The organism is Halorubellus litoreus, from assembly GCF_037081675.1.
Taxonomy (GTDB): Archaea; Halobacteriota; Halobacteria; order Halobacteriales; family Natrialbaceae; genus Halorubellus; species Halorubellus litoreus.
This window is the reverse complement of record NZ_JAZAQL010000002.1, coordinates 258,858-280,348: the sequence shown is the minus strand read 5'-3', so window position 1 is coordinate 280,348 and position 21,491 is coordinate 258,858. Positions and strand designations below refer to the sequence as shown.

The following is a 21,491-nucleotide window of genomic DNA, read 5'->3' as shown; positions in this document are numbered from 1 at the left end:
ACGCTCCCTGTCCTACGTCCCGGTGTGCTCGAAGACTACGCTGGCGTCGTGTACGACCTCGACGGGACGCTCGTCGGCCTCGACGTCGCCTGGAACGCCGTGCGCGCTGACGCCGCGGTCGCGTACCGCGACGCCGGCGTCGACCCCGAGGACAGAGACCTCTGGGCGCTCATGGCCGACGCAAACGCGAACGGGCTCGCTGCCGACGTCGAAGCCGTCATCTCCCGGCACGAACGCGACGGCGCGCACGCCTCCACGCGCCTCCCGCTCGCGGACGCGCTCGCCGCTGAGACGCGCCCCGTCGGCGTCTGCACGCTCAACTGCGAGGCCGCAGCGCACGTCGCGCTCGACGTCCACGGCGTCGCCGACCACGTCGACGCCGTCGTCGGCCGCGACACCGTCGAGAACCACAAACCCCACCCCGAGCCGTTGCTCGAGACCATCGAACGCGTCGACCCCACCCTCGACCCCGCCGACGTCGTGTTCGTCGGCGACAGCGAACGCGACGCCGAGACCGCAGACGCCGCCGGCACCGCGTTCGCCTGGGCCGAGGACGTCGAGAACACGCACCGCTAAATCGGCCATTCACTCGTCGTCGTCCACGTCGAACCCCGCGTACGGACTGCGGTGCGTGGCGCGGATCAGGTCCTCGTCCGAGACGTGCAGTCCGAGTTCGTCCAGGTCCTCGCCGATGCGCGTGAGGTCGTCGCCGTCCTCGCCGACCGCGCGCACGAGGACGTTCGACTCGCCCTTCATCACCTCCTGGACCTCGACGACGCCCGGCACGTCCGCCGCGGCGGCCGCGAGCGCCTCGCGCTCCGGTATCGGTGCCGTACAGACGATGAGCGTGAACAGCTGGTAGCCCGCCGACTCGTAGTCGACGTCCGCGTGATACCCGCGGAGGACGCCGTCGGCCTCGAGCCGCTGGATGCGGTTCCTGACCGTGCTCGCGGACACGTCGAGCGACGCCGCGACGTCCGTCGACGACGTCCCTCGCGCCTCCGCCTGCAAGCGATGCAGTATCTCCCTGTCCAACTCGTCGAGCTCTCGAATGGGCATCCGGCCGCGACTTACCCCGCAACCCGAATAACTCTGTCCACTACTTGTTGTCGGAACCGCAATCTACAGCCCTCATTTCGCTGGCTCGATAACGACCTATTTACGTAATTTGTCGGAACTTTCTAATGGCTCGCACGGTGAGGCCTCAGGTGCGACCAACATGAACTCGCCCGAGATAGCGTTGCGACTCTTCACCGACCTCGTGGTCCCCGCCGCGACCACGATGAACCTGCCCGAGATCGGGGTACGTCTCGTCGCTGGCGTCGCACTCATCCTCGCGAACGGTTTCTTCGTCGCCATCGAGTTCGCGCTGACGCGAGCGCGCCAGTTCACCGAAGACGAGTTCGTCGACGGTGACGCCAGACTCGAACGCGCCTGGGAGATGACTCAGGAGCTCGAACTCTACCTGACGACGTGCCAGGTCGGCATCACCGCGTCCAGTATCGCGGTCGGTATCGTCGCCGAACCCGCGCTCGCCGCGCTATTCAACCCCATCGTGAACCCGCTGACGTCCGGCACCGTCCTCGCCGGCGTCGGCCTCGGCGCCTTCATCGCGTACTTCATCATCAACCTCGTCCACCTCACGCACGGCGAGCAGACGCCGACGTACCTCGGCGTCGAGCGCTCCCGGTTCGTGTGCCGGTACGGCGCAGCGCCCCTGCACTGGTTCTACGTCCTCATCTCGCCGCTCATCACGCTCGGCGACTGGGTGGCGAAGTACACGCTCAAGCTGTTCGGCGTCGAGATGACGGGGGCGTGGCTGGAGACCGAGGAGGACGTCATCGAGTCCCGCGCACAGCTCCGGAATCGCGTGCACTCGCTCCTCGAGGAGGGCGAACTCGCCGAGGAGCGCCGCGACGAGGTCCTGAACGCCATCCAGGTCGGCGAGCTCGCCATCAGGGACATCATGGTGGACGCGAGCGACGTCGTCGCGATGTCGACCACCGCGTCCGTCGACGAGAACCTCGACCGCATCCGGGACACGCCCCACACGCGGTTCCCGCTCGTCGGCGACGACCTCACGGACTTCCGTGGCGTCGTGTACGCGCCCTCCATCATCGACGAGTTCGAGGCGTTGAAGGCCGGCGACCGGTCGTTCGAGGACATCGCCGCGCCGCCGACGACGCTCTCCCCGGAGACGACCGTGAGCGACGCGTTCGACCAGTTCCAGGCCGAGGACCAGGAGCTCGCGCTCGTCTTCGAGGACGGCGAGGTCGTCGGACTCCTCACGGCGACGGACGCGCTCGAAGCCGTGATGGGGGAACTCGAGGACCCGCTCGACCGGGAAGCGTCCACGGACGACGGGCGCTGACGGTCGTCGCGCTGACGGTCGTCGCGCTGGGGTCGTCGCTCGGACGCGCCGACGTTCAGAGCTGGCGGCGTTCGCGGACGTACAGCGCGACGGCGGTGAGGAACCAGATGCCGGCGCCGACGCGCACGACGAACGAGATGATCTCGCCCCAGCCGTCGAGCGGAACGAAAAGCGAGAGCACGACGACCGTGGGCACGCCGAACAGGAGCGTCAGGACGAACGTGAGGTTCATGACGTGCTCGGTGTCGACGCCCTCCGCGGTCGCCGTCTCGTCCGAATCGGGCTGCGTTTCGCTCCCGGCGTCCGCGTCCACCGTCGACGATTCCTCGTCCGTCGGCTCGGCGGCCACCGTAGCCTCGTCGGGTGCGTCGCCGGTATCGGGTGCGTCCCCGGTATCGGGCGCGCCGCCGGTATCGGGTGCGTCGGCGTCCTCCTGCACGACCGAGGCGTAGGCGTCGCGGAGTAAGGGCCTGCCGGTTCCGGCGGCCGGGACCGACGCGAGACGCACGGCCCGAGAGCGGTGCGTCGCGGACCGCACGGTTTTTGCGGGAGCGACCACTGCCGTAGAACGAACGATGCGCGTCGAGACGCTCGGGGACGGGGAGCCGGAGGTTGCGGTCGTGGCGGCCATCCACGGGGACGAACCGTGCGGGGTCCACGCCGTCGAGCGACTGCTCGCGACCGACCCGCCGGTCGACCGGCCGGCGAAACTCATCGTGGCGAACGAGCGCGCGCTCGACGCCGGCGTCCGCTACCTCGACGAGGACATGAACCGGGCGTTCCCGGGCGCGCCCGAAGCGGAAACGCACGAGGCGCGGCTCGCGTACCGCCTCGGCGAGGCGCTCGAGGGCTGTCGCGTCCTCGCGCTGCACTCGACGCAGTCGACCGCCGAGCCGTTCGCGGTGGCGGACGGCGTCCACGACTTCGCGCGACAGATCGTCCCGCGACTCCCGGTGGCGGCGCTCGTCGACAGCGCGAACTTCGTCGAGGGCCGCATCTTCGCGTCCGCGCCGGAGTGCGTCGAGGTGGAGTGCGGCTACCAGGGGTCGGTCGGCGCGGCCGAGAACGCGTACGACCTCGTCCGCGCGTTCCTCAAAGCCCAGGGCGTCATCCCCGGGCACACCCAGTCCCGCGAGGTCCCCGTGTTCCGCTTGTTCGAGCGCGTTCCGAAGGAACCAGGGTCCCGTCACGAGGTCCACGTCGAGAACTTCTCCCGGGTCGCCCCCGGGACGACGTTCGCGAGCGTCGACGACCGCGCGCACGTCGCCGACACCGAGTTCTATCCCGTCCTGATGTCCGCGCACGGCTACGACGAGACGTTCGGGTACTCCGCGGAACGCGTCGGCGTCGTCGGCTAACTGACTGCAACGATACCCGCGGTAGCGGCTGAACGACGGCACCGACCGTCCTTCGTAGCGGCCGCGTTCTACTCGCTCGCGAGAACGCCGATGAGGTGCTCGAGCGGGATGTCGGCGAGGTCGGCGACGGCGTGCGGGTCGGCGTCGAGTTCGGTGACGGCGAGCGTCGCGCCCTGGACGACGAGGAGGTGTTCGAGGGCGTCGTGATCGCGCTCCTGGGGGTTCATCGCGGGGGTGTCGCCGCGGGCGAGCGTCCGGTGGTGGTCGGCGAGTGCGACCTCCAGACAGAACCACTCGGGGAGCGGGTCGTCGGTCGCGGCGTCGTCGGGGTCGCGGTCGGCGGGCGCGCCGAGGCCGTCTTCGGCGAGCGCGAACAGCGCGGCGGCGAGTGCGAGGACGACGCTCGCGTGATGCGCGAGGTCGCCGTCGTCGGTCTCCACGGCGACCTCGAGGTCCGCGGCCGCGCGCTGGAGGTGGCCGGCGGCGGTCGCGAGCACGAGGTACTCGCGGGGCGACTCGGGGTCCCGGGAGAACTGCCCGAGGAGTCGTCCCTGGAGGCGGCCGGCGCGGCGAACGAGGAACGACGTCGCTCGCCCCACGGGGTCGTCTACGGGGACGTCCTCGGCGAACGCGCGGACGCCCGCCGGCGAGAGGTCATCCACCCCGAGGCGTTCGGCGTGCGCTGTCGCGCTCGTCCGGTAGCGATCCTCGAGCGCCCGCGACCGGACGTCCTCGACGAGCACGTTCGGTTCCGGGAGCGCGACGAACGCGCTCGCTCGCGACGCGAGGTCCCGGATGGACGCCAGTTCCTCGGCGAGCACGACGCGCGCATCGAGGGACTCGGGGCCGGAATCGCCCCCGTCCGCACTGGCGCGCTCGGAATCGTCGGTCATGAAATCACCTCGCGGTGGACGGGAGAAAAGTCGCCCGGTCGCCAGGTCGGTCTGCACCGCGAACGCGGCCGCGGTCACACTCGCCAGCGACCCGCCGTCGGAGCGGCGAGTCCGTCACTCGTCGGGCGATTCGAACTCGACCATGGTGAGGTCGCGGTCGAGGTAGCAGAACTCGTGGGGCGGGTCGCCCTTCGTGCGCTTGATGCGGTACTCCTCGTCGAGGCTCGCGCCGTCGGGCTCGCAGTACTCGTGGCTCGGGCACTCCGTGTACGGACATTCGCCGGCGAGCTGGGTCTTCGAGCCGGCGTACGCGTTCGCGCTCGGGACGTTCGCGACGACCGTCGCAGGTTCGACCTCGACGGCGCGCACGCCCTCGTCGTGGACCGCGCACTCGAGGGTCTGCGCGCCGTCGCGGACCGACGTCACCTCGTACTTCACGCCCGCGGTGAGGTTCAGGCACTGGTTGCGGTACGGGCACCCCTCGCAGCCGGGGGCTTCGCCGTTGTAGACGAACTGGGCGCCCTCCTCGACGAGGCGCGACCCGAGGAGCGTGACGGTGGACATGGTCCACCGTAACGCGTGGAGGCGTATTACGCTGTCCCCACCGCCCGCGCACGGGCACCGTGCCCGATGGCGCGCGGGAGGAGTGGAGTGGCATGGTGGCACGTGGCAGTCGACTGGCTTTTCAGGCTGGTCGCCGTCGTCTCACGCATGGAATCGGGTCGAGAGGAGACGCTGAAGACGTTGCACGCCGCGGCGATGGAGATACAGGCGTGTGATACCGTCGAGACGGCGTGCGAGCGGACGGTCGCGGCCGCCGAGGACGTCCTCGACCTCGAGATGTGTAGCGTCATCCTCCACGAGGACGGGTGGCTGGAACCGGTCGCGTCGTCGTCGAGCGCGCCCGCGGACGGCGTGCGTCGCGTCCGCGCCACGCAGGGGCTCGCCGGGCGGACGTTCCAGTCCGGGGAGTCCGCGACCATCGACGAGATAACGGCGGACGACGAGAGCGACCCGGCGAAGGAGTTCTACCGGTCGGGGTTGAGCGTTCCCGTCGGCGACGTCGGCGTGTTCCAGGCGGTGTCCGCGGAGACGCACGCGTTCGACGAGCGGGACGTCGAGTTCGCCGAGTTACTCGTCGCACACACCGCGCGAACGGTCGACCGCATCCAGTACGAGCGCGCGCTGGAGGACCGCCAGGCGACGCTCGAACGGCAGAACGAGCGCCTGGAGCGGTTCGTGGACGTGGTGAGTCACGACCTCCGGAACCCGCTGTCGGTCGCGATGGGCGAACTCGAACTCGCGCGGGCGGACTGCGACAGCGAGCACCTGGACGCGGTCGCGCACGAGCACGACCGGATGACGTCGCTCATCGAGGACCTCCTGTCGCTCGCGCGCGACGGCCGGCCGGTCCGGGACCGCGAACCGGTCGCCATCGGGGCGCTCGCCGATTCGTGCTGGACGCACGTGGACGCGCCGGCGGCGACGCTGGTCGTGGACGCGACGCTCACGGTCGACGCCGACCGTTCGCGACTCAGTCAGCTGTTCGAGAACCTGTTCCGGAACAGCGTCGAGCACAGCTCGACTAGCTCCCAGACGCAGTCTGGGAACGCCGTCGACCACGGCTCGGCCGACGCGACGGTGACCGTCGGCGACCTCCCGGACGGGGGCGGGTTCTTCGTCGCGGACGACGGCCCGGGTATCGCCGCGGCCGACCGCGACTCCGTCTTCGAGCGCGGGTACTCGACGCAGACGTCCGGGACGGGATTCGGGCTGGCCATCGTCCGCGAGATCGTCGAGGCGCACGACTGGGATATCGCGGTCACCGAGAGCGACGCCGGCGGTGCGCGGTTCGAGGTGCGGGTCGCGTAGGACGAGTTCGACTGGTACCCGAGGGGAGCGTCGATCGGTCAGCCGTCGCTGCGGGCGTCGTCGCTGCGGGCGTCGTCACCGCTGCCGTCGTCGCCGGTGAGTTCGTCGAGGGCGTCGAAGTAGTCGGGGCGGGGGACCTGGTAGACGTCGCGTGGGTCGACGTCGCCGGCGTGGAAGTCGGCGGCGAGCGCGTAGGCGGCGTCGATGGCGGCGTCTCGGTCGGGGTACCGCATGGTCTCGTCGAGGGAGACGTCGGGTTCGAAGTAGAGGCGGACGAACCAGTCGCCGGTCGCGGCCTCGGGGCGGTCGACGCCGGGGCGACGGTGGTTTCGGCGGCCCTGGGAGACGTACAGCGTCGGGAGGCACTCCGGGGGGTGGTCGGTGGTGTTGAAGACGTCGGGGCGGTACGCGAGGACGGCGCGGCCGTCCGGGTCGACGTTCCACACCGTCCAGCCCGACGGCGGCTCCGGGAGGTCGCTCATACCGGTCGAGTGGAGCGCGTGACCTAAGGGTATCTCGGTTCCGCGCACCGAGTGCCGTTATCGTGGTGTCGTGTGCGAGGGTCGTGCAGGTGGGTTGGTCGACCGCGCATCGCGAGACGATATCGATGGTATTTATAAGGGGAAATTCGATGTTATATAAGTGTTGGAGGTAGACTTATTGCTGACGAGTCCAACCGTTATCATACGACTCGGTCGACCGACCGACTGCCGCCCCCGCTCGCACCCCTCGGCCCTCGACGCGCACCCCGCCTCGACGGCCACACGCGCGCGCGAGCATGACAAACGCCCACAATAACCACGATTGGTGGGGTCGTCGCGGGCACCCGCCCGCGCGACCACCGCCACGGCACCGGTCGACGCCCGAGGACAGCGAGCACCACCGACAAAGGACGTGGGGGCCCGGTCGAACGTGCTCGCCCGTGAAAGCATGACCAAGAACACGAGACTAAGCGACCTCAGCCAGGACTACAAGGAGTCGATGCCCGCAGACCTGCGGGAGACCAAGACCTTCCAGTGGTACCTCGACGAGTGTTACGCCGACCCGAAGGTGGCGCGCAACGCCCACCAGCGGGTCGCCGACATGTTCGACCACTACGGCACCGAGTACGACGAGGAAGCCGGCGTCGTCGAGTACAAGCTCGCGAGCGAGGACCCCCTGAACGACGGCGAGAACACGTTCTTCGGGCGCGTCATCCACGAGAGCATCCACGAGTTCGTCAACAAGGTCAAGTCCGGCGCACGCCGACTCGGCCCCGAACGACGCATCAAACTCCTCCTGGGACCGGTGGGGTCCGGGAAGAGCCACTTCGACAAACAGGTCCGCGAGTACTTCGAGGACTACACGCTCCGCGACGACGGCCGGATGTACACGTTCCGGTGGACGAACCTCACCGACGTCATCCACGACCAGGACCCCGCGGACGCGACCGTTCGCTCCCCGATGAACCAGGACCCGCTCGTCCTCCTTCCCCAGGAGCAACGGAAGGCCGTCATCGCGGACCTCAACGCCGAACTGGACGCGCCGTACACCATCCGGAACGAGCAGAGCCTCGACCCGGAGAGCGAGTTCTACATGGACGAACTGCTCGCGTACTACGACGACGACCTCGAGAGCGTCCTCGACAACCACGTCGAGATCGTCAGGCTGGTCGCGAACGAGAACAAGCGCCAGTGCCTGGAGACGTTCGAACCGAAGGACAAGAAGAACCAGGACGAGACCGAACTCACGGGCGACGTCAACTACTCCAAGATCGCGATCTACGGCGAGAGCGACCCGCGAGCGTTCGACTACTCGGGCGCGTTCTGTAACGCGAACCGCGGCCTGTTCTCCGGCGAGGAGCTCCTGAAGCTCCAGCGCGAGTTCCTCTACGACTTCCTGCACGCCACCCAGGAGATGACGATCAAACCGAAGAACAACCCGCGTATCGACATCGACCAGGTGATCGTCGGGCGGACGAACATGCCCGAGTACAAGGACAAGAAGGGCGACGAGAAGATGGAGGCGTTCAACGACCGCACGAAGCGGATCGACTTCCCGTACGTCCTCGGGTACGAGGAGGAGGCCCAGATCTACCTGAAGATGCTGAACAACGCGGACGTCCCGGACATCAACATCGAGCCGCACGCGATGGAGATGGCGGGGTTGTTCGCAGTCCTCACCCGCATCGAGGAGCCGGACAACGACACCGTCGAGATGCTCCAGAAGGCGAAGGCGTACAACGGCGAGATCGACGACGGGGACGACATCGACGTGAAGAAGCTCCGCGAGGAGGCGGAGGCGAAAGCCGAGATCGGCGAGGGCATGGAGGGCGTGAGTCCGCGGTTCATCGGCGACGAGATCGCGGAGGCGATCATGGACTCCAAGCACCGCAGCCGCGGGTTCCTCTCGCCGCTCACGGTGTTCAACTTCTTCGAGGAGAACCTCGAACACCACGGGTCCATCCCCGAGGAGAACTTCGAGAAGTACTACCGGTACCTCGAGCTCGTCCGCGAGGAGTACAAGGAGCGCGCCATCGAGGACGTCCGGCACGCGCTCGCGTACGACGTCGACGAGATCCAGCGGCAGGGCGAGAAGTACATGGACCACGTGATGGCGTACATCGACGACGACCGCGTCGAGGACGAGATAACGGGCCAGATGCAGGAGCCCGACGAGACGTTCCTCCGGAGCGTCGAGGAGAAGCTCGACATCCCGGAGGACCGCAAGGACGACTTCCGCCAGGAGGTCAGTAACTGGGTGAGTCGCCGCGCTCGCACCGGCGACACGTTCGACCCGACGGACAACGAGCGCCTGCGGCGCGCGCTCGAACGGAAGCTCTGGGAGGACAAGAAGCACAACATCAACTTCTCCGCCTTGGTGTCGGCGAACGAGAGCGACGACGACGAGCGGAACTCGTGGGTCGACGCGCTCGAAGACCAGGGATACTCGCGCGGCGGTGCGAAGGAGGTCCTCGAGTTCGCCGGTGCGGAGGTCGCAAAGTCCGAGATGAGTGACTGAGATGGCGGGCGGCGAGGACTTCGTCTCGGCGGTCGACCGCGAGCTCGAGGCGACCTACGAGGCGCCGATGCGGCTCGACGAGTACGTCGACCGCGTGTTAGAGCAGCCGACGGTCGCGAGTCACGCGTCGAAGTACCTCCTGGAGGCGATCGAGTCGATGGGGACGCGGTCGGTCGTCGAGGAGGGCGAGGAGACCGAGCGGTACCGGTTCTTCGACGACCCGCACAACGACGGCGAGCACGCGGTCCTCGGGAACACGCAGGTGCTGAACGCGTTCGTCGACGACCTGCGGACGATCGCGGCGGGTCGCGGGAAGCACGAGAAGATCCTGTGGTTCGACGGGCCGACGGCGACCGGGAAGTCCGAGCTGAAGCGCTGTCTCGTCAACGGCCTCCGGGAGTACTCGAAGACGCCCGAGGGCCGGCGGTACACGCTCGAGTGGAACGTCGCGAGTGCGAGTCCGGGCGGTCGTGGACTCGCGTACGGCGAGGACGCGAGTGCGTCGGCGGCGGCCGCCGAGGAGAACTGGTACGAGAGCCCGGTGCAGGTGCATCCGCTGTCGGTGTTCCCGGAGTCGGTCCGCGCGGACATCCTCGACGCGGTGAACGACGGGAGCGACGACCTCCCGATCCGCGTCGAGGAGCGCCTCGACCCGTTCTCGCGGGAGGCGTACGACGTCCTCGAGGAACGATATCGGCGGCAGGGCAGGGACGCCCTCTTCTCCGCGATCAGTGACCCCCAGCACTTGCGCGTGAAGAACTACGTCGTGGACGTCGGGCACGGCATCGGCATCCTGCACAGCGAGGACGACGGGTCGCCGAAGGAGCGCCTGGTCGGGTCGTGGATGCGCGGGATGCTCCAGAAGCTGGACTCGCGCGGTCGGAAGAACCCGCAGGCGTTCAGTTACGACGGCGTCCTCAGTCAGGGGAACGGCCTCCTGACGGTCGTGGAGGACGCCGCCCAGCACGCGGACCTCCTCCAGAAGCTCCTGAACGTCCCCGACGAGGGGTCCGTGAAACTGGATAAGGGCATCGGGATGGACGTCGACAGCCAGTTGCTCATCATCTCGAACCCGGACCTGGAGGCGACGCTGAACCAGCACGCGGACCGACAGGGCATGGACCCACTGAAGGCGTTGAAGCGACGGCTGGACAAGCACGAGTTCCGGTACCTGACGAACCTGAGTCTCGAGACCGAACTCATCCGGCGGGAGTTGACCGGGGAGACGGACGTCTGGACGGCGACGACGTACGACGACCTGGAGGCGCGCATCCGCGAACCGGTCGTCATCTCCGTGAAGACCGGTGACGGCGAGCTCGTCCCGAAGGAGTTCGCGCCGCACACGGTCGAAGCGGCGGCGCTGTACGCGGTCGTCACGCGCCTCGAGGACGGCGACCTGCCGAGCGACCTCGACCTCGTGGACAAAGCGGTGCTGTACGACCGCGGGTACCTCCAGGACGGCGATACGCGCCGGGAGGCCGAGGACTTCGAGTTCGTCGACGGCGACGAGGACGGCAAGCACGGCATCCCGGTGACGTTCACGCGGGACGTCCTCGCGGACCTCCTGCACGAGGAGCGCGACCGGCATCATCCGGAGTACGACGTCGCGAGCGTGGTCATGCCTCGCGACGTCCTGAACGCGATGGTGGAGGGCCTCTCGGAGGCGCCCGTGTTCTCGGCGGGCGAACGCTCCGAGTTCGAATCCCGCGTCGCGGCCGTGAAGAACCACGTGTTCGGCGAGCAGGAGACGGACGTGCTCGACGCGATCATGCACGACCGTCGCGTCGACGAGGCGACCGTCGAGGAGTACGTCGAGCACGTGTACGCGCTGGAGACCGACGACCCCATCACGAACGACCGCGGGGAGCGCGTCGACCCGGACCCCCTCCTGATGAAGGTGTTCGAGGTCGAGCACCTCGGGCGGTTCGAGGACGCGGACTACGGGCCGGGTGGCGACCCGAGCGAGGACGTCGTGGCGTTCCGCCGGGAGAAGGTCATCACGGCACTGAACCGGTACGCGTGGGAGCAACGCGGCGACGACTTCAGCGTGAGCGACGTCGAACTGACCGCCATCCCGGTCATCAAGGCGGTACTGGAGGAGAACGACTGGGACGACGTCCGCCGCACCTACGAGGACTTCGACCCGCGCCAGTGGGAGGACCCACCGAGCGGGACGGAGACGGAGCGAGTGAAGGAGAAGACGATCGAGGCGCTCGTCGAGCACTACGGGTACTCGGCGGCGTCCGCGGAACTCACGAGTAGACACGTCATGGGACAGGTGGCTTACAGATGGGACTGAAAGACGACCTCGACCGGTTCCGGGAGGTCGGTGAACAGCGCCGCGAGGACCTCGCGGAGTTCATCCAGTACGGCGAACTCGGCGCGAGCGGACGGGACGACGTCCGCATCCCGATCAAGATCGTGGACCTGCCCGCGTTCGAGTACGACAAGCTCGACCAGGGCGGCGTCGGCCAGGGCGAGGGCGCCCAGCCGGGCGACCCCGTCGGGCAACCCCAGCCCCAGCCGGGTGACGGCGACGAGGAGGGCGACCCCGGCGAGGAGGGCGGCGAGCACGAGTACTACGAGATGGACCCCGAGGAGTTCGCGGAGGAACTCGACGAGGAACTCGGCCTGGACCTCGACCCGAAAGGCAAGCGCGTCATCGAGGAGAAGGAAGGTCCCTACACGGACATCACGCGCTCCGGGCCGAACTCGACGCTCGACTTCGAGCGGATGTTCAAGGAAGGCCTGAAGCGGAAGATGGCGATGGACTTCGACGAGGAGTACCTGAAGGAGGTCCTCAAGGTCGACGGCGTCGGCCCGCAGACGGCGTTCGAGTGGGCGCGCGGCGAGTCCATCCCCGTGAGCAAGGCGTGGCTCGTGGACGCGTACTCGAAGATCCCCGACGACGAGAAGACGACGTGGGCGAGCCTGGAGGAGGTCGAGGAGAACGTCGACCGCGAACCTATCCAGGCGAAGATCCAGCGCGAGGGCATCAAGCACGTGCCGTTCCGTCGCGAGGACGAACGCTACCGGCACCCCGAAATTATCGAGGAGAAGGAGAAGAACGTCGTCGTGGTGAACATCCGCGACGTCTCCGGGTCGATGCGCGAGAAGAAACGCGAGCTCGTCGAGCGCGTGTTCACGCCACTGGACTGGTACCTCACCGGGAAGTACGACAACGCGGAGTTCGTCTACATCGCGCACGACGCGGAGGCGTGGCAGGTCGAGCGCGAGGAGTTCTTCGGCATCCGGAGCGGTGGCGGGACGAAGATCTCGAGCGCGTACGAGCTCGCCCAGCAGCTCTTAGAGGAGTACCCCTGGAGCGAGTGGAACCGCTACGTGTTCGCGGCCGGCGACTCAGAGAACTCGAGCAACGACACCGAGGAGAACGTGATACCACTCATGGAGGCGATTCCGGCGAACCTGCACGCGTACGTCGAGACCCAGCCGACGGGGACGGCGATCAACGCGACGCACGCCGAGGAGGTACAGAGTCACTTCGGGGACAGCGAGAACGTCGCGGTGGCGTACGTCTCCGGCCCGGAGGACGTGACGGACGCGATATACGACATCCTCTCGACGGAGGGAGGTGACGACGAATGACGGACCGCATCGGCGGACCGAGTCGAGGTGAGTCAGTATGAGTGAAAAGGACCGGTTCAAGAAGCAGCGGATCGCGGGCGAGCTCGAGGAGCCGGTCGAGGAGGCCCGTAACCTCGCGCTGAAGCTCGGGTTGGCGCCGTACGACGTGAACTACTGGGTGGTCGACTACGACGAGATGAACGAGCTCATCGCGTACGGCGGGTTCCAGCATCGCTATCCCCATTGGCGGTGGGGGATGCAGTACGACCGCCAGCAGAAGCAAGGACAGTACGCGGGCGGGAAGGCGTTCGAGATCGTGAACAACGACGACCCGGCGCACGCGTTCCTCCAGGAGTCGAACACGATCGCGGACCAGAAAGCGGTCATCACGCACGTGGAGGCCCACAGCGACTTCTTCGCGAACAACGAGTGGTTCCAGTTGTTCGGGGAGGGCGCGGACGCGGCGGCGATGCTGGAGCGGCACGCGAACGCGATATCGGCGTACATGAGCGACCCCGAGGTCGAGCGTGCGGCCGTCGAACGCTGGATCGACAACGCGCTCGTGCTCGAGGACAACATCGACCAGCACGAGCCGTACGCGCCCGTGGAGACCGAGGACGGCGACGACGAGGTGGCGGTCGACGACGAGGTGAAGGACAAGCTCGCGGACCTCGACCTCTCCGAGGAGGTGCGTCGACAGGTGTTCGACGAGGAGTTCCTCGCGGACGAAGACGACGAACCGGCGTCGTTCCCGCCGACGCCCGAGAAGGACGTCCTGGGGTTCCTCCGGCGGCACGGGAAGCGCTTCGACGAGGACGCGGGTCGTGCGATGGAGATGACGGAGTGGCAGACGGACGTCCTCGACATGCTGCGCGCGGAGGCGTACTACTTCGCGCCCCAGAAGATGACGAAGGTCATGAACGAGGGCTGGGCGGCGTACTGGGAGTCCCTGATGATGACCGACGAGGGGTTCGCGGGCGCGGACGAGTTCCTGAACTACGCGGACCACATGGCTCGCGTCCTCGGGTCGCCCGGCCTGAATCCGTACAAGCTAGGGATGGAGATGTGGGAGTACGTGGAGAACCGCGCGAACCGCCGCGAGGTCCTCGAACGACTCCTCCGCGTCGACGGGGTGACGTGGCGGAACCTCGACGACGTCGTCGACTTCGACGAGGTCCTGGCGACGCTCGAACCGCCCGAGGCGCTCGCGAGCATCACGCCCGAGTCCCTGGACGCGCTCGACGACGTGCCCGCCGAGTACGTCGACGCGGACGCGCTCGCGGCGGCGAAGGACGGCGACGTCGACGTCGAGGGGTACCCGTGGAAGGTCCTGACGACCGCTGGGTTGGCGCGCCGGCACTTCTCGCTCGTCAAGCGCGGGAATCGGACGTTCCTCGCGAGCGCGACCCAGAGCGAACTGGAGCAGATCGGTCGGTACCTGTTCGACGACGCGCGCTACGCGAGCGTCGAGGACGCGTTGGAAGACGTCGACTACTCGGCTGGCTGGAGTCGGATGCGCGAGATCCGGCAGAGTCACAACGACGTGACGTTCCTCGACGAGTTCCTCACGCAGGAGTTCGTGGATGCGAACGACTACTTCACGTACGAGTTCAGTCACGCGACCGGCCAGAATCGCGTGGCGAGCGTCGACGCGGCGGACGTGAAGAAGAAGCTCCTGTTGCAGTTCACGAACTTCGGGAAGCCGACGATCGCGGTGTACGACGGGAACTTCGACAACCGGAACGAGCTCCTGCTCGGCCACCAGTACAACGGCGTGATGCTGGACGTCAAGCAAGCGAAGCAGGTTCTCGAACGCGTGTTCGAGCTCTGGGGCCGGCCCGTGAACCTCCTCACCATCGTGAAGGAGTTGAGCGACCACGACCGGGAGGTCGCGCGCCGCCGGAACAAGGAGCCCGAGCCCAGCGAGCAGGGGAAGCGCTTCCGGTTCGACGGCGAGGAGTTCGAGGAGTTCGACGTGCCGTGGGAGCAGGTGAGTCACCTCGCGGCGGACGACGTGGACTACGACACGAAGCCAGAGGACTGGCTCGCCTGACCGTTCGTCCACGAACGCGAGGTTTTTCGTTCGTTTCACGCCGTTTTATGTGAGTTCACCGCAGTAAGCTCGTTCTGAACGGTGGTTCGCTTGGCTGTCCGCAAGCGTACGAGATGCCTAACTAACCCGTTAGCATACCACATACAGGATATGTCCACGTCCGAGCTCGAGACCGCTTCCGCGGACACCTGTCCGTGGTGCAACGGAACGAGGGCGGGCGGTCGAACGGTGACCGTCGGGCCGCCGCCGCACCTCGGTGACGCGCACGCCTTCGAGATGCACGTCGACTGCGTGCACGACTGGCAGGAGTTCGTCGCACGCGCCCGCCAGCTGGCGTCCGCTGGCGCTCGCCAGACCCTCCTCACGTACCCGCTCGAGAACGGCATCGGTCGGCTCGTCGAGACCGGACGCGGCGGTACGCACCCGCTGACCGCGGACGGCTGACCGCGGCGGTCGGCGACGTCACCTCAGTTCGACGACCGGTTGCGGCGTTGCGCGGCGAGCACGACGACAGCGAGCGCGACGCCCGCGGCCACCGGCCCGAACCCGGGAAGCGAGCCGTCCTCGTCGCTGCGGTCGCCGAGCGTCGGCCCGCCGTCCGCGTCGGCGTCGCCGACGACGAGCGTCCCGGTCTCGCGCGACCCGTTCACCGAGACGACGTACTGGCGAGACCCCTCGAGCACGCGCGACGTGTCGAACGACAGGTCGACGACCGTCCGGCCGTTCCCCGGGACGACGACCTCGCGCTCGGTGACGTGCCCGCCGATGGTGACCGAGACGGGGACGCTCCCCGTTCGTTCGCCGCGGTTCACGAGCGTCACCGTGAAGTTCGCGGGGCCGTCGGCGGGCACGCTCTCGGGGGCGTCGACGGACTCCAGTTCGACGACCGGTCGGTCCGGTTCGGTCCCGGCGGCGACGACGCGGACGTTCACGTTCATTCCCTCGTCCCCGGCGCGATAGGGGTGAGCGCGCATGATCCGGAAGTCGACGTCGTACTGGGTGTCGATCGCGAGCGCGTCGGACCCGGGCGCGAACCCGACGACGATGCGGCCCTCCTCGACGTCGACGTAGTCCGCGGCGGTGAGTCGAACGCCGCCGTCGCCGTTCTCGGGCGTGATCGAGAGCACGACCTGGTCGGGGCCGACCGACCGGAGGTCGCGGGTCGCGTTCACCGCGCCGAACACGCCCTGGGTGTGGACGACGATGAACAACCACTCGTCGGTCTCCACCTGCCCCGTCGACACCCGCTGGTCGAAGCTCGCTTCGGGCGACTCGGCCGCGGGCGCCTCGAAGACGTCCATCCGGCCGGTGTAGAGCGGTTCCAGGTCGACGACGACGGCACCACGGTCGAGGACGGTGCCGTTCGCGAGCACCGTCAGGTGGTACTCGCCTTCGCGGAGGAACCCGTCGAGGTCGCGCTCGCGGGTCGCGTCGACGACGGCGTCCTCGCCTGGCGTTCGGAGCGCGACCTTCCCGCGGCCGGCGTAGAACGTGTTCCAGTCGAGGACGACCTCGCCGTCGCCGTCGCGGTCGACGACGGTCGCGGTTACGCGGTATCTGCCGCGGTCGCCCGCGATGGTGACGGTGGCGCGGGTCGTCCCGTTCGGGAGCGATATCGGGACGGAGATGACGTCCGCTGGCTGGTCGACGGTCACCTCGGGAACGACACCCGGTTCGTACGCGCCGCCGACGCCGAACGTCGTCGACACCTGCTCGCCGACGTTCACGGCGACGACGACCACGCGGTACGAGCCCGGTGGGAGCGCGCCGAACGACACGGTCTCCTCGTCGGATTCGAGCGACACTCGCTTGGTCGCCTGCCGCGTTCCGTTCGCGTCGTAGACGTACAACGCGTAGAGACTGCGTTCCTGGCCGGTGACGGTGACGGTCACCGGTTCGTCGGGTGCGTACGTGGCGTTCGTCTCGACGGCGACGCCATGGGCCTCGTCCCGCGGCCGGTCGAGCGCGTCTGTCGAATCGAGCGCGTCTGTCGGATGGAGCGTGACAGTGGAATCGAGCGTGGCGGTCGCGTCGCTGGCAGCCGCCACCCCACCCGTCGCCCCTGCGAGAGCCGTAGCGGCAAGTATCGTCGCGGCGAGCACCACCCACGCCCAGCGCATGCGAGGGGCTTTCGTGGCCGCGCGAATGAATCCCACGCTTCCGACATCCGACGCTCGCGGTCGGTTCGAGCGGTGGTCGTCGGCCGCGGCGAGTGCGTGACCTCGCCCGTGCGAGGCGAGTCGCCGTTCAGTCGTCGTCGCTGCGGGCGCGCCTGGCGGCGACGACGAGTGCCGCTGCGAGCGCGGCGACGGCAGCGACCGGGCCGAATCCTGGCGTGGGGCCGTCGGCGGTGCCGCGGTCGGTGCCGGCGAGCGTCGGCCAGGGCTCGGTTCCGGTGGTCGCGGTCGGCGTCGTCGGCGGCCGCGTCGTCTCGGCGGGGACGACGAGGTGCGGGCGACTTTCGGTCTCGCCGGCGAACGACACCGAGACGTTCACGCGCTCGCGGTCGGGGATCGCCTCGGGCGGGACGGACACGTCGACGGTTCGCGTCTCTTCTGCCGGGAGCGTCACGTTCCGGGTGACCGTGTGAGTCCCGACCTCGAAGACGACGGTGGCGTTCCCCCGTGCGTTCCCGCGGTTCCAGACGTACGCGCGGAGCTCGTTCGCCGCACCCGCGCGGAGCTGGTCCTCGCCACCGTCGTTCGCGCGGAACCCGCGGAGTTCGAACAGCGGGCGGGTGGCGACGGTGACCGCCCGCTCGGCGATGACGCTGTCGCCGTCGCTGACGACGACCGACGCGTTCGTTCCGTTCGCCACGTCGGACAGGTCGAGTCTCGCCCGGAACGGGTCGTCGTCGACGACGACGTCGTCGCGAGCGATGGTCCCGTTCGCGGTGCGGACGGAGACGTTCAGGGTCGTCCCCGCCGGGAGCGCGGATTCCCCGCCGACGGTCACGCGCTCGGGCGCCAGTAGCGTGCCGTCTTGCAGTGCGAGCTGGACCGCCGGAACGGCGTTCACGCTCGCCGCCGCGGTCGCGTTCCACGTCTCTCCGAGCGCGACGTACTCGAAGCGGGTCCGGTCCCTGTCGGCGTCCGCGCGGTACGCGTACCAGAGCGACCCGGTGTCGGCGTCGAACCGCCGGGTCGCGTTCGCGAGGTCCACGGTCACCGATTCGTCCTCGGGGAGCGGGTACTGGGTCCGGACGCGGACGGTCGCGTTCTCGTGGGTCGCGGGCGCGACGAGCGACGCGTCCGCGGGGAGCGACGAGATGGTCCCGTCGACGTCGACCCGGAGGACGACCCAGTCGCCGTCGACGACGTCGACCGCGTACTCGTCGCGGCGCGGGTCGGCGTCGCGAGCGGCCGCGAGCGACCCGGTCGCGGTCCGGTTCCCGTCCACGACGGAGACGTCGACCGTCGGTTTCGCGAACGTCACCGTGACGCGACCGGACCTGCCGTCGCCGTCGGGCGTCGTCGACAACAGGCGGTAGTCGCCGTACGCCCCGGCGTCGGCGTCGACGCGCGTGGCGTCGAGCGCGGTCCCAGTGCCGGCCGCGAGCGCCTCGCTCCGCGCGCCGTCGACGTCCCACGCGAGCGACACCGAGCCGTCGTCGTCGGCGTCGCGGACGGTCGCCGACCAGACGCTCTCGACGTCGCCGTCGCCACCGGCGTCGCCCGTCGGAGCGAGCGCGAGCGTCGTGCGGTCAACGCAGGGATGGAGGCGGGCGTCGACGCGAAGCGTCTCGTTGCGCGTCACGCGCTCGCGGAACGCCTCCCGGGGGTCGTCCGCGAGTGCGACGAGCGGCGTCGACCGCTCGACCTCGACCTGTTTGGCGACGAGAACGTCGCCGTCGGTCGTCGAGACGCGGACGACGTACGACCGCGCGGGCCGGCACGCACCGAAGTCCACCGCGACGGACTCGCCCGGTTCGACCGTGAGCGTCCGGTTCGCGACCGTCTCGACGCCGAGCGATTCGAGGCGGACGACGAGACGTCGTGGTTCCTCGGCCGCTTCGGGGAGCGAGACGGTCGCGGTCAGGTTCGCCGAGCGGTTCCGCGAGTCGGGGACCGAAAGCGTCGGGTCCGCGGGTGCGGCGGCGCCCGCCTCGTGACTCGTGGCCGCCGGGCCGGCGCCGGCGCTCGTGGCGACGCCGACGCTGGCGGTGGTGGCGACGAGGGCGGCGGCGAGCAGGAGGACGCCAGCACGCCCGCTGACGGGAGAGGGCATCACGCAACCGTCCGTGGACCGGCTGTAAGTGTCTTGTCCCGCGAGCGCGAGCGGCGCGTTCGGCGGGTTCCGGCGACCGAACGCTTAACCGGTGACCGCGCCAAGACCGTCCGTCATGGAGACGTTCGCCCTGGAGACCGACGAGCGCCTGACGACGGTGGACATCACGGACGACGTCCGGGACGCCGTCCCCGCGGACGCGTCGGGGGTGGCGACGGTGTTCGTCGGCCATACGACCGCCGGCGTCTGCCTCCAGGAGGACGAGCACCGGCTCAGGCGGGACATCGTCGACTTCCTCGGGGAGGTCGTCGCGGACGAGGGGTGGACGCACGACCGCCTGGACGGGAACGCGGACTCGCACCTCCGCGCGACCCTCCTCGGTGCGAGCGAGACCATCCCCGTCGTGGACGGCGAGCTGGAGACGGGGACGTGGCAGTCGGTGCTGTTCGTCGAGTGCGACGGCCCGCGCAAGCGCGAGTTCCGCGTCCAGTTCGTCGGCGAGTGACCGGTAGCGCCGGGGTCGCGAGCGCCGGCCCCCTCGCCGGCGTGCGCCGGGACGCTCGCTGCAGGCGTCGGGATGGGTAACTGGTTCGGTTCCCTCCATTACTCCTCGCGGCCGTTACCCTGGGTATGAGCGACATCGAGACGGCCCTCTGGTGGGCGCGACGGGACCTGCGCGTCCACGACAACTACGCACTGACCCACGCCGCTCGCGCCGGCGAGTGCCTGCCCGTCTACGTCTTCGACCCCGAGACGTACGGCGAACGCGAGTACGGCGGCCCCGCGTCGTTCGCGTTCGAGAAGACGGGCGCGCGCAGAGCGCGGTTCGTCGCCGAGAGCGTCGCGGACCTCCGGGAGTCCCTGCGGGACGCGGGCAGCGACCTCGCGCTCGCGCACGAGGACCCCGCTCGCGCCATCTCGCGAATCGCGGACGCGGTCGACGCGGACGTCGTGTACTGCGAGCGCTACCCGACGCCAGAGGAGCACGCGGTCCGCGAACGCGTCCGCGAGGCGCTCCCCGAGGGGACGCGCCTCGAACCGCGGTGGGGGTCGACGCTCTACCACCCCGAGGACCTCCCGATGCCCGTCGAGGACGTCCCGGACACGTTCACGCCGTTCCGGCAGGACGTCGAGCACGCGCCCGACTGCGAGCCCCGCGACCCGCTCGGCGAACCCGGCCTTCCCGGCGTCCCGAGCGCGCTCGCGGACGGCGACCTCGACGCCGGCACGCTCCCCGACCCGAGCGACCTCGGTGTCGCGGACGCGAGCGACTGGGACGCCGTCGCGCCGACGGACGAACGCGCCGTCCTCCCCTTCGACGGCGGGGAATCCCGCGGCCTCGAACGCGTCCGCGAGTACGTCTGGCAGCGCGACCGCCTCCGCCAGTACAAGGACACCCGGAACGGCCTGCTCGGCGCGGACTACTCCTCGAAGTTCTCCCCGTGGCTCAACCTCGGCTGTCTCAGCCCGCGGTACGTCCACCGCGAGGTTCAGGCCTACGAGCGCGAGCGCGTGTCGAACGACTCGACGTACTGGCTCGGGTTCGAACTCCTCTGGCGGGACTTCTTCCAGTTCCAGTTCGCGAAACACGGCAGCCAGCACTTCCGGCGCGAGGGCATCCGCGAACGCGAGAACATCCAGTGGACGGGCAACGACCGCCTGCTCGACGCCTGGAAGCGCGGCGAGACCGGCATCCCGTTCGTGGACGCGAACATGCGCGAACTGAACGCCACGGGATTCATGAGCAATCGCGGCCGCCAGAACGTCGCCTCGTTCCTCGCGAACAACTGCCGGGTGGACTGGCGGAAGGGCGCGGCGTACTTCGAGACCAGGCTCGTCGACTACGACCCGGCCGCGAACTACGGGAACTGGGCGTACCAGAGCCAGGTCGGGAACGACGGCCGCGACTCGTACTGCAACGTCGTGAAGCAGGCGAAGCAATACGACGCGGACGCGGACTACGTCAAACGCTGGTGTCCGGCACTCCGCGACCTCCCGCCGGAGTACGCCCACGAGCCGTGGAAGCTGACGCCCGACGAACAGGAAGCCCACGGCGTCGTCCTCGGCGAGGACTACCCCGAGCCCGTCATCAACCTCGACGCGTCCTACGGGAAACTGCGGTGACGCGGTTC

At 68.9% G+C, this 21,491-nt stretch carries 18 protein-coding genes; 11 read left to right on the top strand and 7 right to left on the bottom strand.

Features of this window, described 5'->3' with window-relative positions:
- The first annotated feature begins 24 nt into the window (after window positions 1–24).
- Window positions 25–576 (top strand): HAD family hydrolase, encoded by a 552-nt coding sequence (locus tag VYJ16_RS08630; RefSeq protein WP_336349906.1) that lies wholly within the window; start codon window positions 25–27, stop codon window positions 574–576.
- Between the two features lie 9 nt (window positions 577–585).
- Here VYJ16_RS08630 and VYJ16_RS08625 read toward each other — a convergent pair whose 3' ends face one another.
- The gene (locus VYJ16_RS08625; protein ID WP_336349905.1) at window positions 586–1,059 is read right to left on the bottom strand and encodes an Lrp/AsnC family transcriptional regulator; all 474 of its coding nucleotides are present in this window, start codon (window positions 1,057–1,059) and stop codon (window positions 586–588) included.
- 223 nt (window positions 1,060–1,282) lie between these two features.
- On the opposite strand from VYJ16_RS08625, the gene VYJ16_RS08620 reads away from it, so the two are divergent.
- The gene (locus VYJ16_RS08620; protein ID WP_336351105.1) at window positions 1,283–2,371 is read left to right on the top strand and encodes a hemolysin family protein; all 1,089 of its coding nucleotides are present in this window, start codon (window positions 1,283–1,285) and stop codon (window positions 2,369–2,371) included.
- Window positions 2,372–2,426: 55 nt separating this feature from the next.
- On the opposite strand, the gene VYJ16_RS08615 is transcribed toward VYJ16_RS08620, so the two are convergent.
- Window positions 2,427–2,810, bottom strand: coding sequence for a DUF5822 domain-containing protein (locus tag VYJ16_RS08615; RefSeq protein WP_336349904.1), 384 nt, complete (start codon window positions 2,808–2,810; stop codon window positions 2,427–2,429).
- Window positions 2,811–2,946: 136 nt separating this feature from the next.
- On the opposite strand from VYJ16_RS08615, the gene VYJ16_RS08610 reads away from it, so the two are divergent.
- Window positions 2,947–3,729 (top strand): M14 family metallopeptidase, encoded by a 783-nt coding sequence (locus tag VYJ16_RS08610; protein WP_336349903.1) that lies wholly within the window; start codon window positions 2,947–2,949, stop codon window positions 3,727–3,729.
- Between the two features lie 68 nt (window positions 3,730–3,797).
- Here VYJ16_RS08610 and VYJ16_RS08605 read toward each other — a convergent pair whose 3' ends face one another.
- Together VYJ16_RS08605 and VYJ16_RS08600 are read right to left on the bottom strand one after the other, a co-directional pair.
- Window positions 3,798–4,622 carry a hypothetical protein gene (locus VYJ16_RS08605; protein WP_336349902.1) on the bottom strand — a complete coding sequence of 275 codons (825 nt, stop codon included), beginning with the start codon at window positions 4,620–4,622 and terminating at the stop codon, window positions 3,798–3,800.
- A gap of 114 nt (window positions 4,623–4,736) precedes the next feature.
- Window positions 4,737–5,186, bottom strand: coding sequence for a UPF0179 family protein (locus tag VYJ16_RS08600; RefSeq protein WP_336349901.1), 450 nt, complete (start codon window positions 5,184–5,186; stop codon window positions 4,737–4,739).
- A 147-nt stretch (window positions 5,187–5,333) separates the two neighbouring features.
- Between VYJ16_RS08600 and VYJ16_RS08595 the strand changes: the two genes are divergently transcribed.
- Complete coding sequence (locus tag VYJ16_RS08595) at window positions 5,334–6,494, top strand: sensor histidine kinase (protein WP_336349900.1); 1,161 nt, start codon at window positions 5,334–5,336, stop codon at window positions 6,492–6,494.
- 38 nt (window positions 6,495–6,532) lie between these two features.
- On the opposite strand, the gene VYJ16_RS08590 is transcribed toward VYJ16_RS08595, so the two are convergent.
- Window positions 6,533–6,976, bottom strand: coding sequence for a DUF5820 family protein (locus VYJ16_RS08590; protein ID WP_336349899.1), 444 nt, complete (start codon window positions 6,974–6,976; stop codon window positions 6,533–6,535).
- Window positions 6,977–7,424: 448 nt separating this feature from the next.
- On the opposite strand from VYJ16_RS08590, the gene VYJ16_RS08585 reads away from it, so the two are divergent.
- The 5 genes from VYJ16_RS08585 (at window position 7,425) to VYJ16_RS08565 (ending at window position 15,576) form a co-directional block, all read left to right on the top strand.
- The gene (locus VYJ16_RS08585; protein ID WP_336349898.1) at window positions 7,425–9,494 is read left to right on the top strand and encodes a PrkA family serine protein kinase; all 2,070 of its coding nucleotides are present in this window, start codon (window positions 7,425–7,427) and stop codon (window positions 9,492–9,494) included.
- Window position 9,495: 1 nt separating this feature from the next.
- On the top strand, window positions 9,496–11,793 hold the full coding sequence (locus tag VYJ16_RS08580) for a PrkA family serine protein kinase (RefSeq protein WP_336351104.1): 2,298 nt from the start codon (window positions 9,496–9,498) through the stop codon (window positions 11,791–11,793).
- Window positions 11,784–13,100: a YeaH/YhbH family protein gene (locus tag VYJ16_RS08575; RefSeq protein ID WP_336349897.1), complete on the top strand. Its 1,317-nt coding sequence runs from the start codon at window positions 11,784–11,786 to the stop codon at window positions 13,098–13,100. Before VYJ16_RS08580 ends, VYJ16_RS08575 begins: the two co-directional genes overlap by 10 nt.
- Before the next feature lie 37 nt (window positions 13,101–13,137).
- Window positions 13,138–15,132 carry a SpoVR family protein gene (locus VYJ16_RS08570; protein ID WP_336349896.1) on the top strand — a complete coding sequence of 665 codons (1,995 nt, stop codon included), beginning with the start codon at window positions 13,138–13,140 and terminating at the stop codon, window positions 15,130–15,132.
- Between the two features lie 150 nt (window positions 15,133–15,282).
- Window positions 15,283–15,576, top strand: coding sequence for a hypothetical protein (locus tag VYJ16_RS08565; RefSeq protein WP_336349895.1), 294 nt, complete (start codon window positions 15,283–15,285; stop codon window positions 15,574–15,576).
- Between the two features lie 23 nt (window positions 15,577–15,599).
- On the opposite strand, the gene VYJ16_RS08560 is transcribed toward VYJ16_RS08565, so the two are convergent.
- Together VYJ16_RS08560 and VYJ16_RS08555 are read right to left on the bottom strand one after the other, a co-directional pair.
- On the bottom strand, window positions 15,600–17,252 hold the full coding sequence (locus tag VYJ16_RS08560; protein ID WP_336349894.1) for a DUF7827 domain-containing protein: 1,653 nt from the start codon (window positions 17,250–17,252) through the stop codon (window positions 15,600–15,602).
- A 127-nt stretch (window positions 17,253–17,379) separates the two neighbouring features.
- Window positions 17,380–19,359 (bottom strand): hypothetical protein, encoded by a 1,980-nt coding sequence (locus VYJ16_RS08555; protein ID WP_336349893.1) that lies wholly within the window; start codon window positions 19,357–19,359, stop codon window positions 17,380–17,382.
- 115 nt (window positions 19,360–19,474) lie between these two features.
- Here VYJ16_RS08555 and VYJ16_RS08550 point away from each other — a divergent pair, with 115 nt between their 5' ends.
- Together VYJ16_RS08550 and VYJ16_RS08545 are read left to right on the top strand one after the other, a co-directional pair.
- Window positions 19,475–19,864 carry a secondary thiamine-phosphate synthase enzyme YjbQ gene (locus tag VYJ16_RS08550; protein WP_336349892.1) on the top strand — a complete coding sequence of 130 codons (390 nt, stop codon included), beginning with the start codon at window positions 19,475–19,477 and terminating at the stop codon, window positions 19,862–19,864.
- A gap of 125 nt (window positions 19,865–19,989) precedes the next feature.
- Window positions 19,990–21,483: a DASH family cryptochrome gene (locus VYJ16_RS08545; protein WP_336349891.1), complete on the top strand. Its 1,494-nt coding sequence runs from the start codon at window positions 19,990–19,992 to the stop codon at window positions 21,481–21,483.
- Window positions 21,484–21,491: the final 8 nt, after the last annotated feature.

What these genes read in the sequence shown, in the direction of transcription:
- VYJ16_RS08625 (WP_336349905.1), bottom strand. Translation starts at nt 1,059, where the DNA reads ATGCCCATTCGAGAGCTCGACGAGTTGGACAGGGAGATACTGCATCGC.
- VYJ16_RS08620 (WP_336351105.1), top strand. Translation starts at nt 1,283, where the DNA reads ATGAACCTGCCCGAGATCGGGGTACGTCTCGTCGCTGGCGTCGCACTC.
- VYJ16_RS08610 (WP_336349903.1), top strand. Translation starts at nt 2,947, where the DNA reads ATGCGCGTCGAGACGCTCGGGGACGGGGAGCCGGAGGTTGCGGTCGTG.
- VYJ16_RS08605 (WP_336349902.1), bottom strand. Translation starts at nt 4,622, where the DNA reads ATGACCGACGATTCCGAGCGCGCCAGTGCGGACGGGGGCGATTCCGGC.
- VYJ16_RS08600 (WP_336349901.1), bottom strand. Translation starts at nt 5,186, where the DNA reads ATGTCCACCGTCACGCTCCTCGGGTCGCGCCTCGTCGAGGAGGGCGCC.
- VYJ16_RS08595 (WP_336349900.1), top strand. Translation starts at nt 5,334, where the DNA reads ATGGAATCGGGTCGAGAGGAGACGCTGAAGACGTTGCACGCCGCGGCG.
- VYJ16_RS08590 (WP_336349899.1), bottom strand. Translation starts at nt 6,976, where the DNA reads ATGAGCGACCTCCCGGAGCCGCCGTCGGGCTGGACGGTGTGGAACGTC.
- VYJ16_RS08585 (WP_336349898.1), top strand. Translation starts at nt 7,425, where the DNA reads ATGACCAAGAACACGAGACTAAGCGACCTCAGCCAGGACTACAAGGAG.
- VYJ16_RS08580 (WP_336351104.1), top strand. Translation starts at nt 9,496, where the DNA reads ATGGCGGGCGGCGAGGACTTCGTCTCGGCGGTCGACCGCGAGCTCGAG.
- VYJ16_RS08575 (WP_336349897.1), top strand. Translation starts at nt 11,784, where the DNA reads ATGGGACTGAAAGACGACCTCGACCGGTTCCGGGAGGTCGGTGAACAG.
- VYJ16_RS08570 (WP_336349896.1), top strand. Translation starts at nt 13,138, where the DNA reads ATGAGTGAAAAGGACCGGTTCAAGAAGCAGCGGATCGCGGGCGAGCTC.
- VYJ16_RS08565 (WP_336349895.1), top strand. Translation starts at nt 15,283, where the DNA reads ATGTCCACGTCCGAGCTCGAGACCGCTTCCGCGGACACCTGTCCGTGG.
- VYJ16_RS08560 (WP_336349894.1), bottom strand. Translation starts at nt 17,252, where the DNA reads ATGCGCTGGGCGTGGGTGGTGCTCGCCGCGACGATACTTGCCGCTACG.
- VYJ16_RS08555 (WP_336349893.1), bottom strand. Translation starts at nt 19,359, where the DNA reads ATGCCCTCTCCCGTCAGCGGGCGTGCTGGCGTCCTCCTGCTCGCCGCC.
- VYJ16_RS08550 (WP_336349892.1), top strand. Translation starts at nt 19,475, where the DNA reads ATGGAGACGTTCGCCCTGGAGACCGACGAGCGCCTGACGACGGTGGAC.
- VYJ16_RS08545 (WP_336349891.1), top strand. Translation starts at nt 19,990, where the DNA reads ATGAGCGACATCGAGACGGCCCTCTGGTGGGCGCGACGGGACCTGCGC.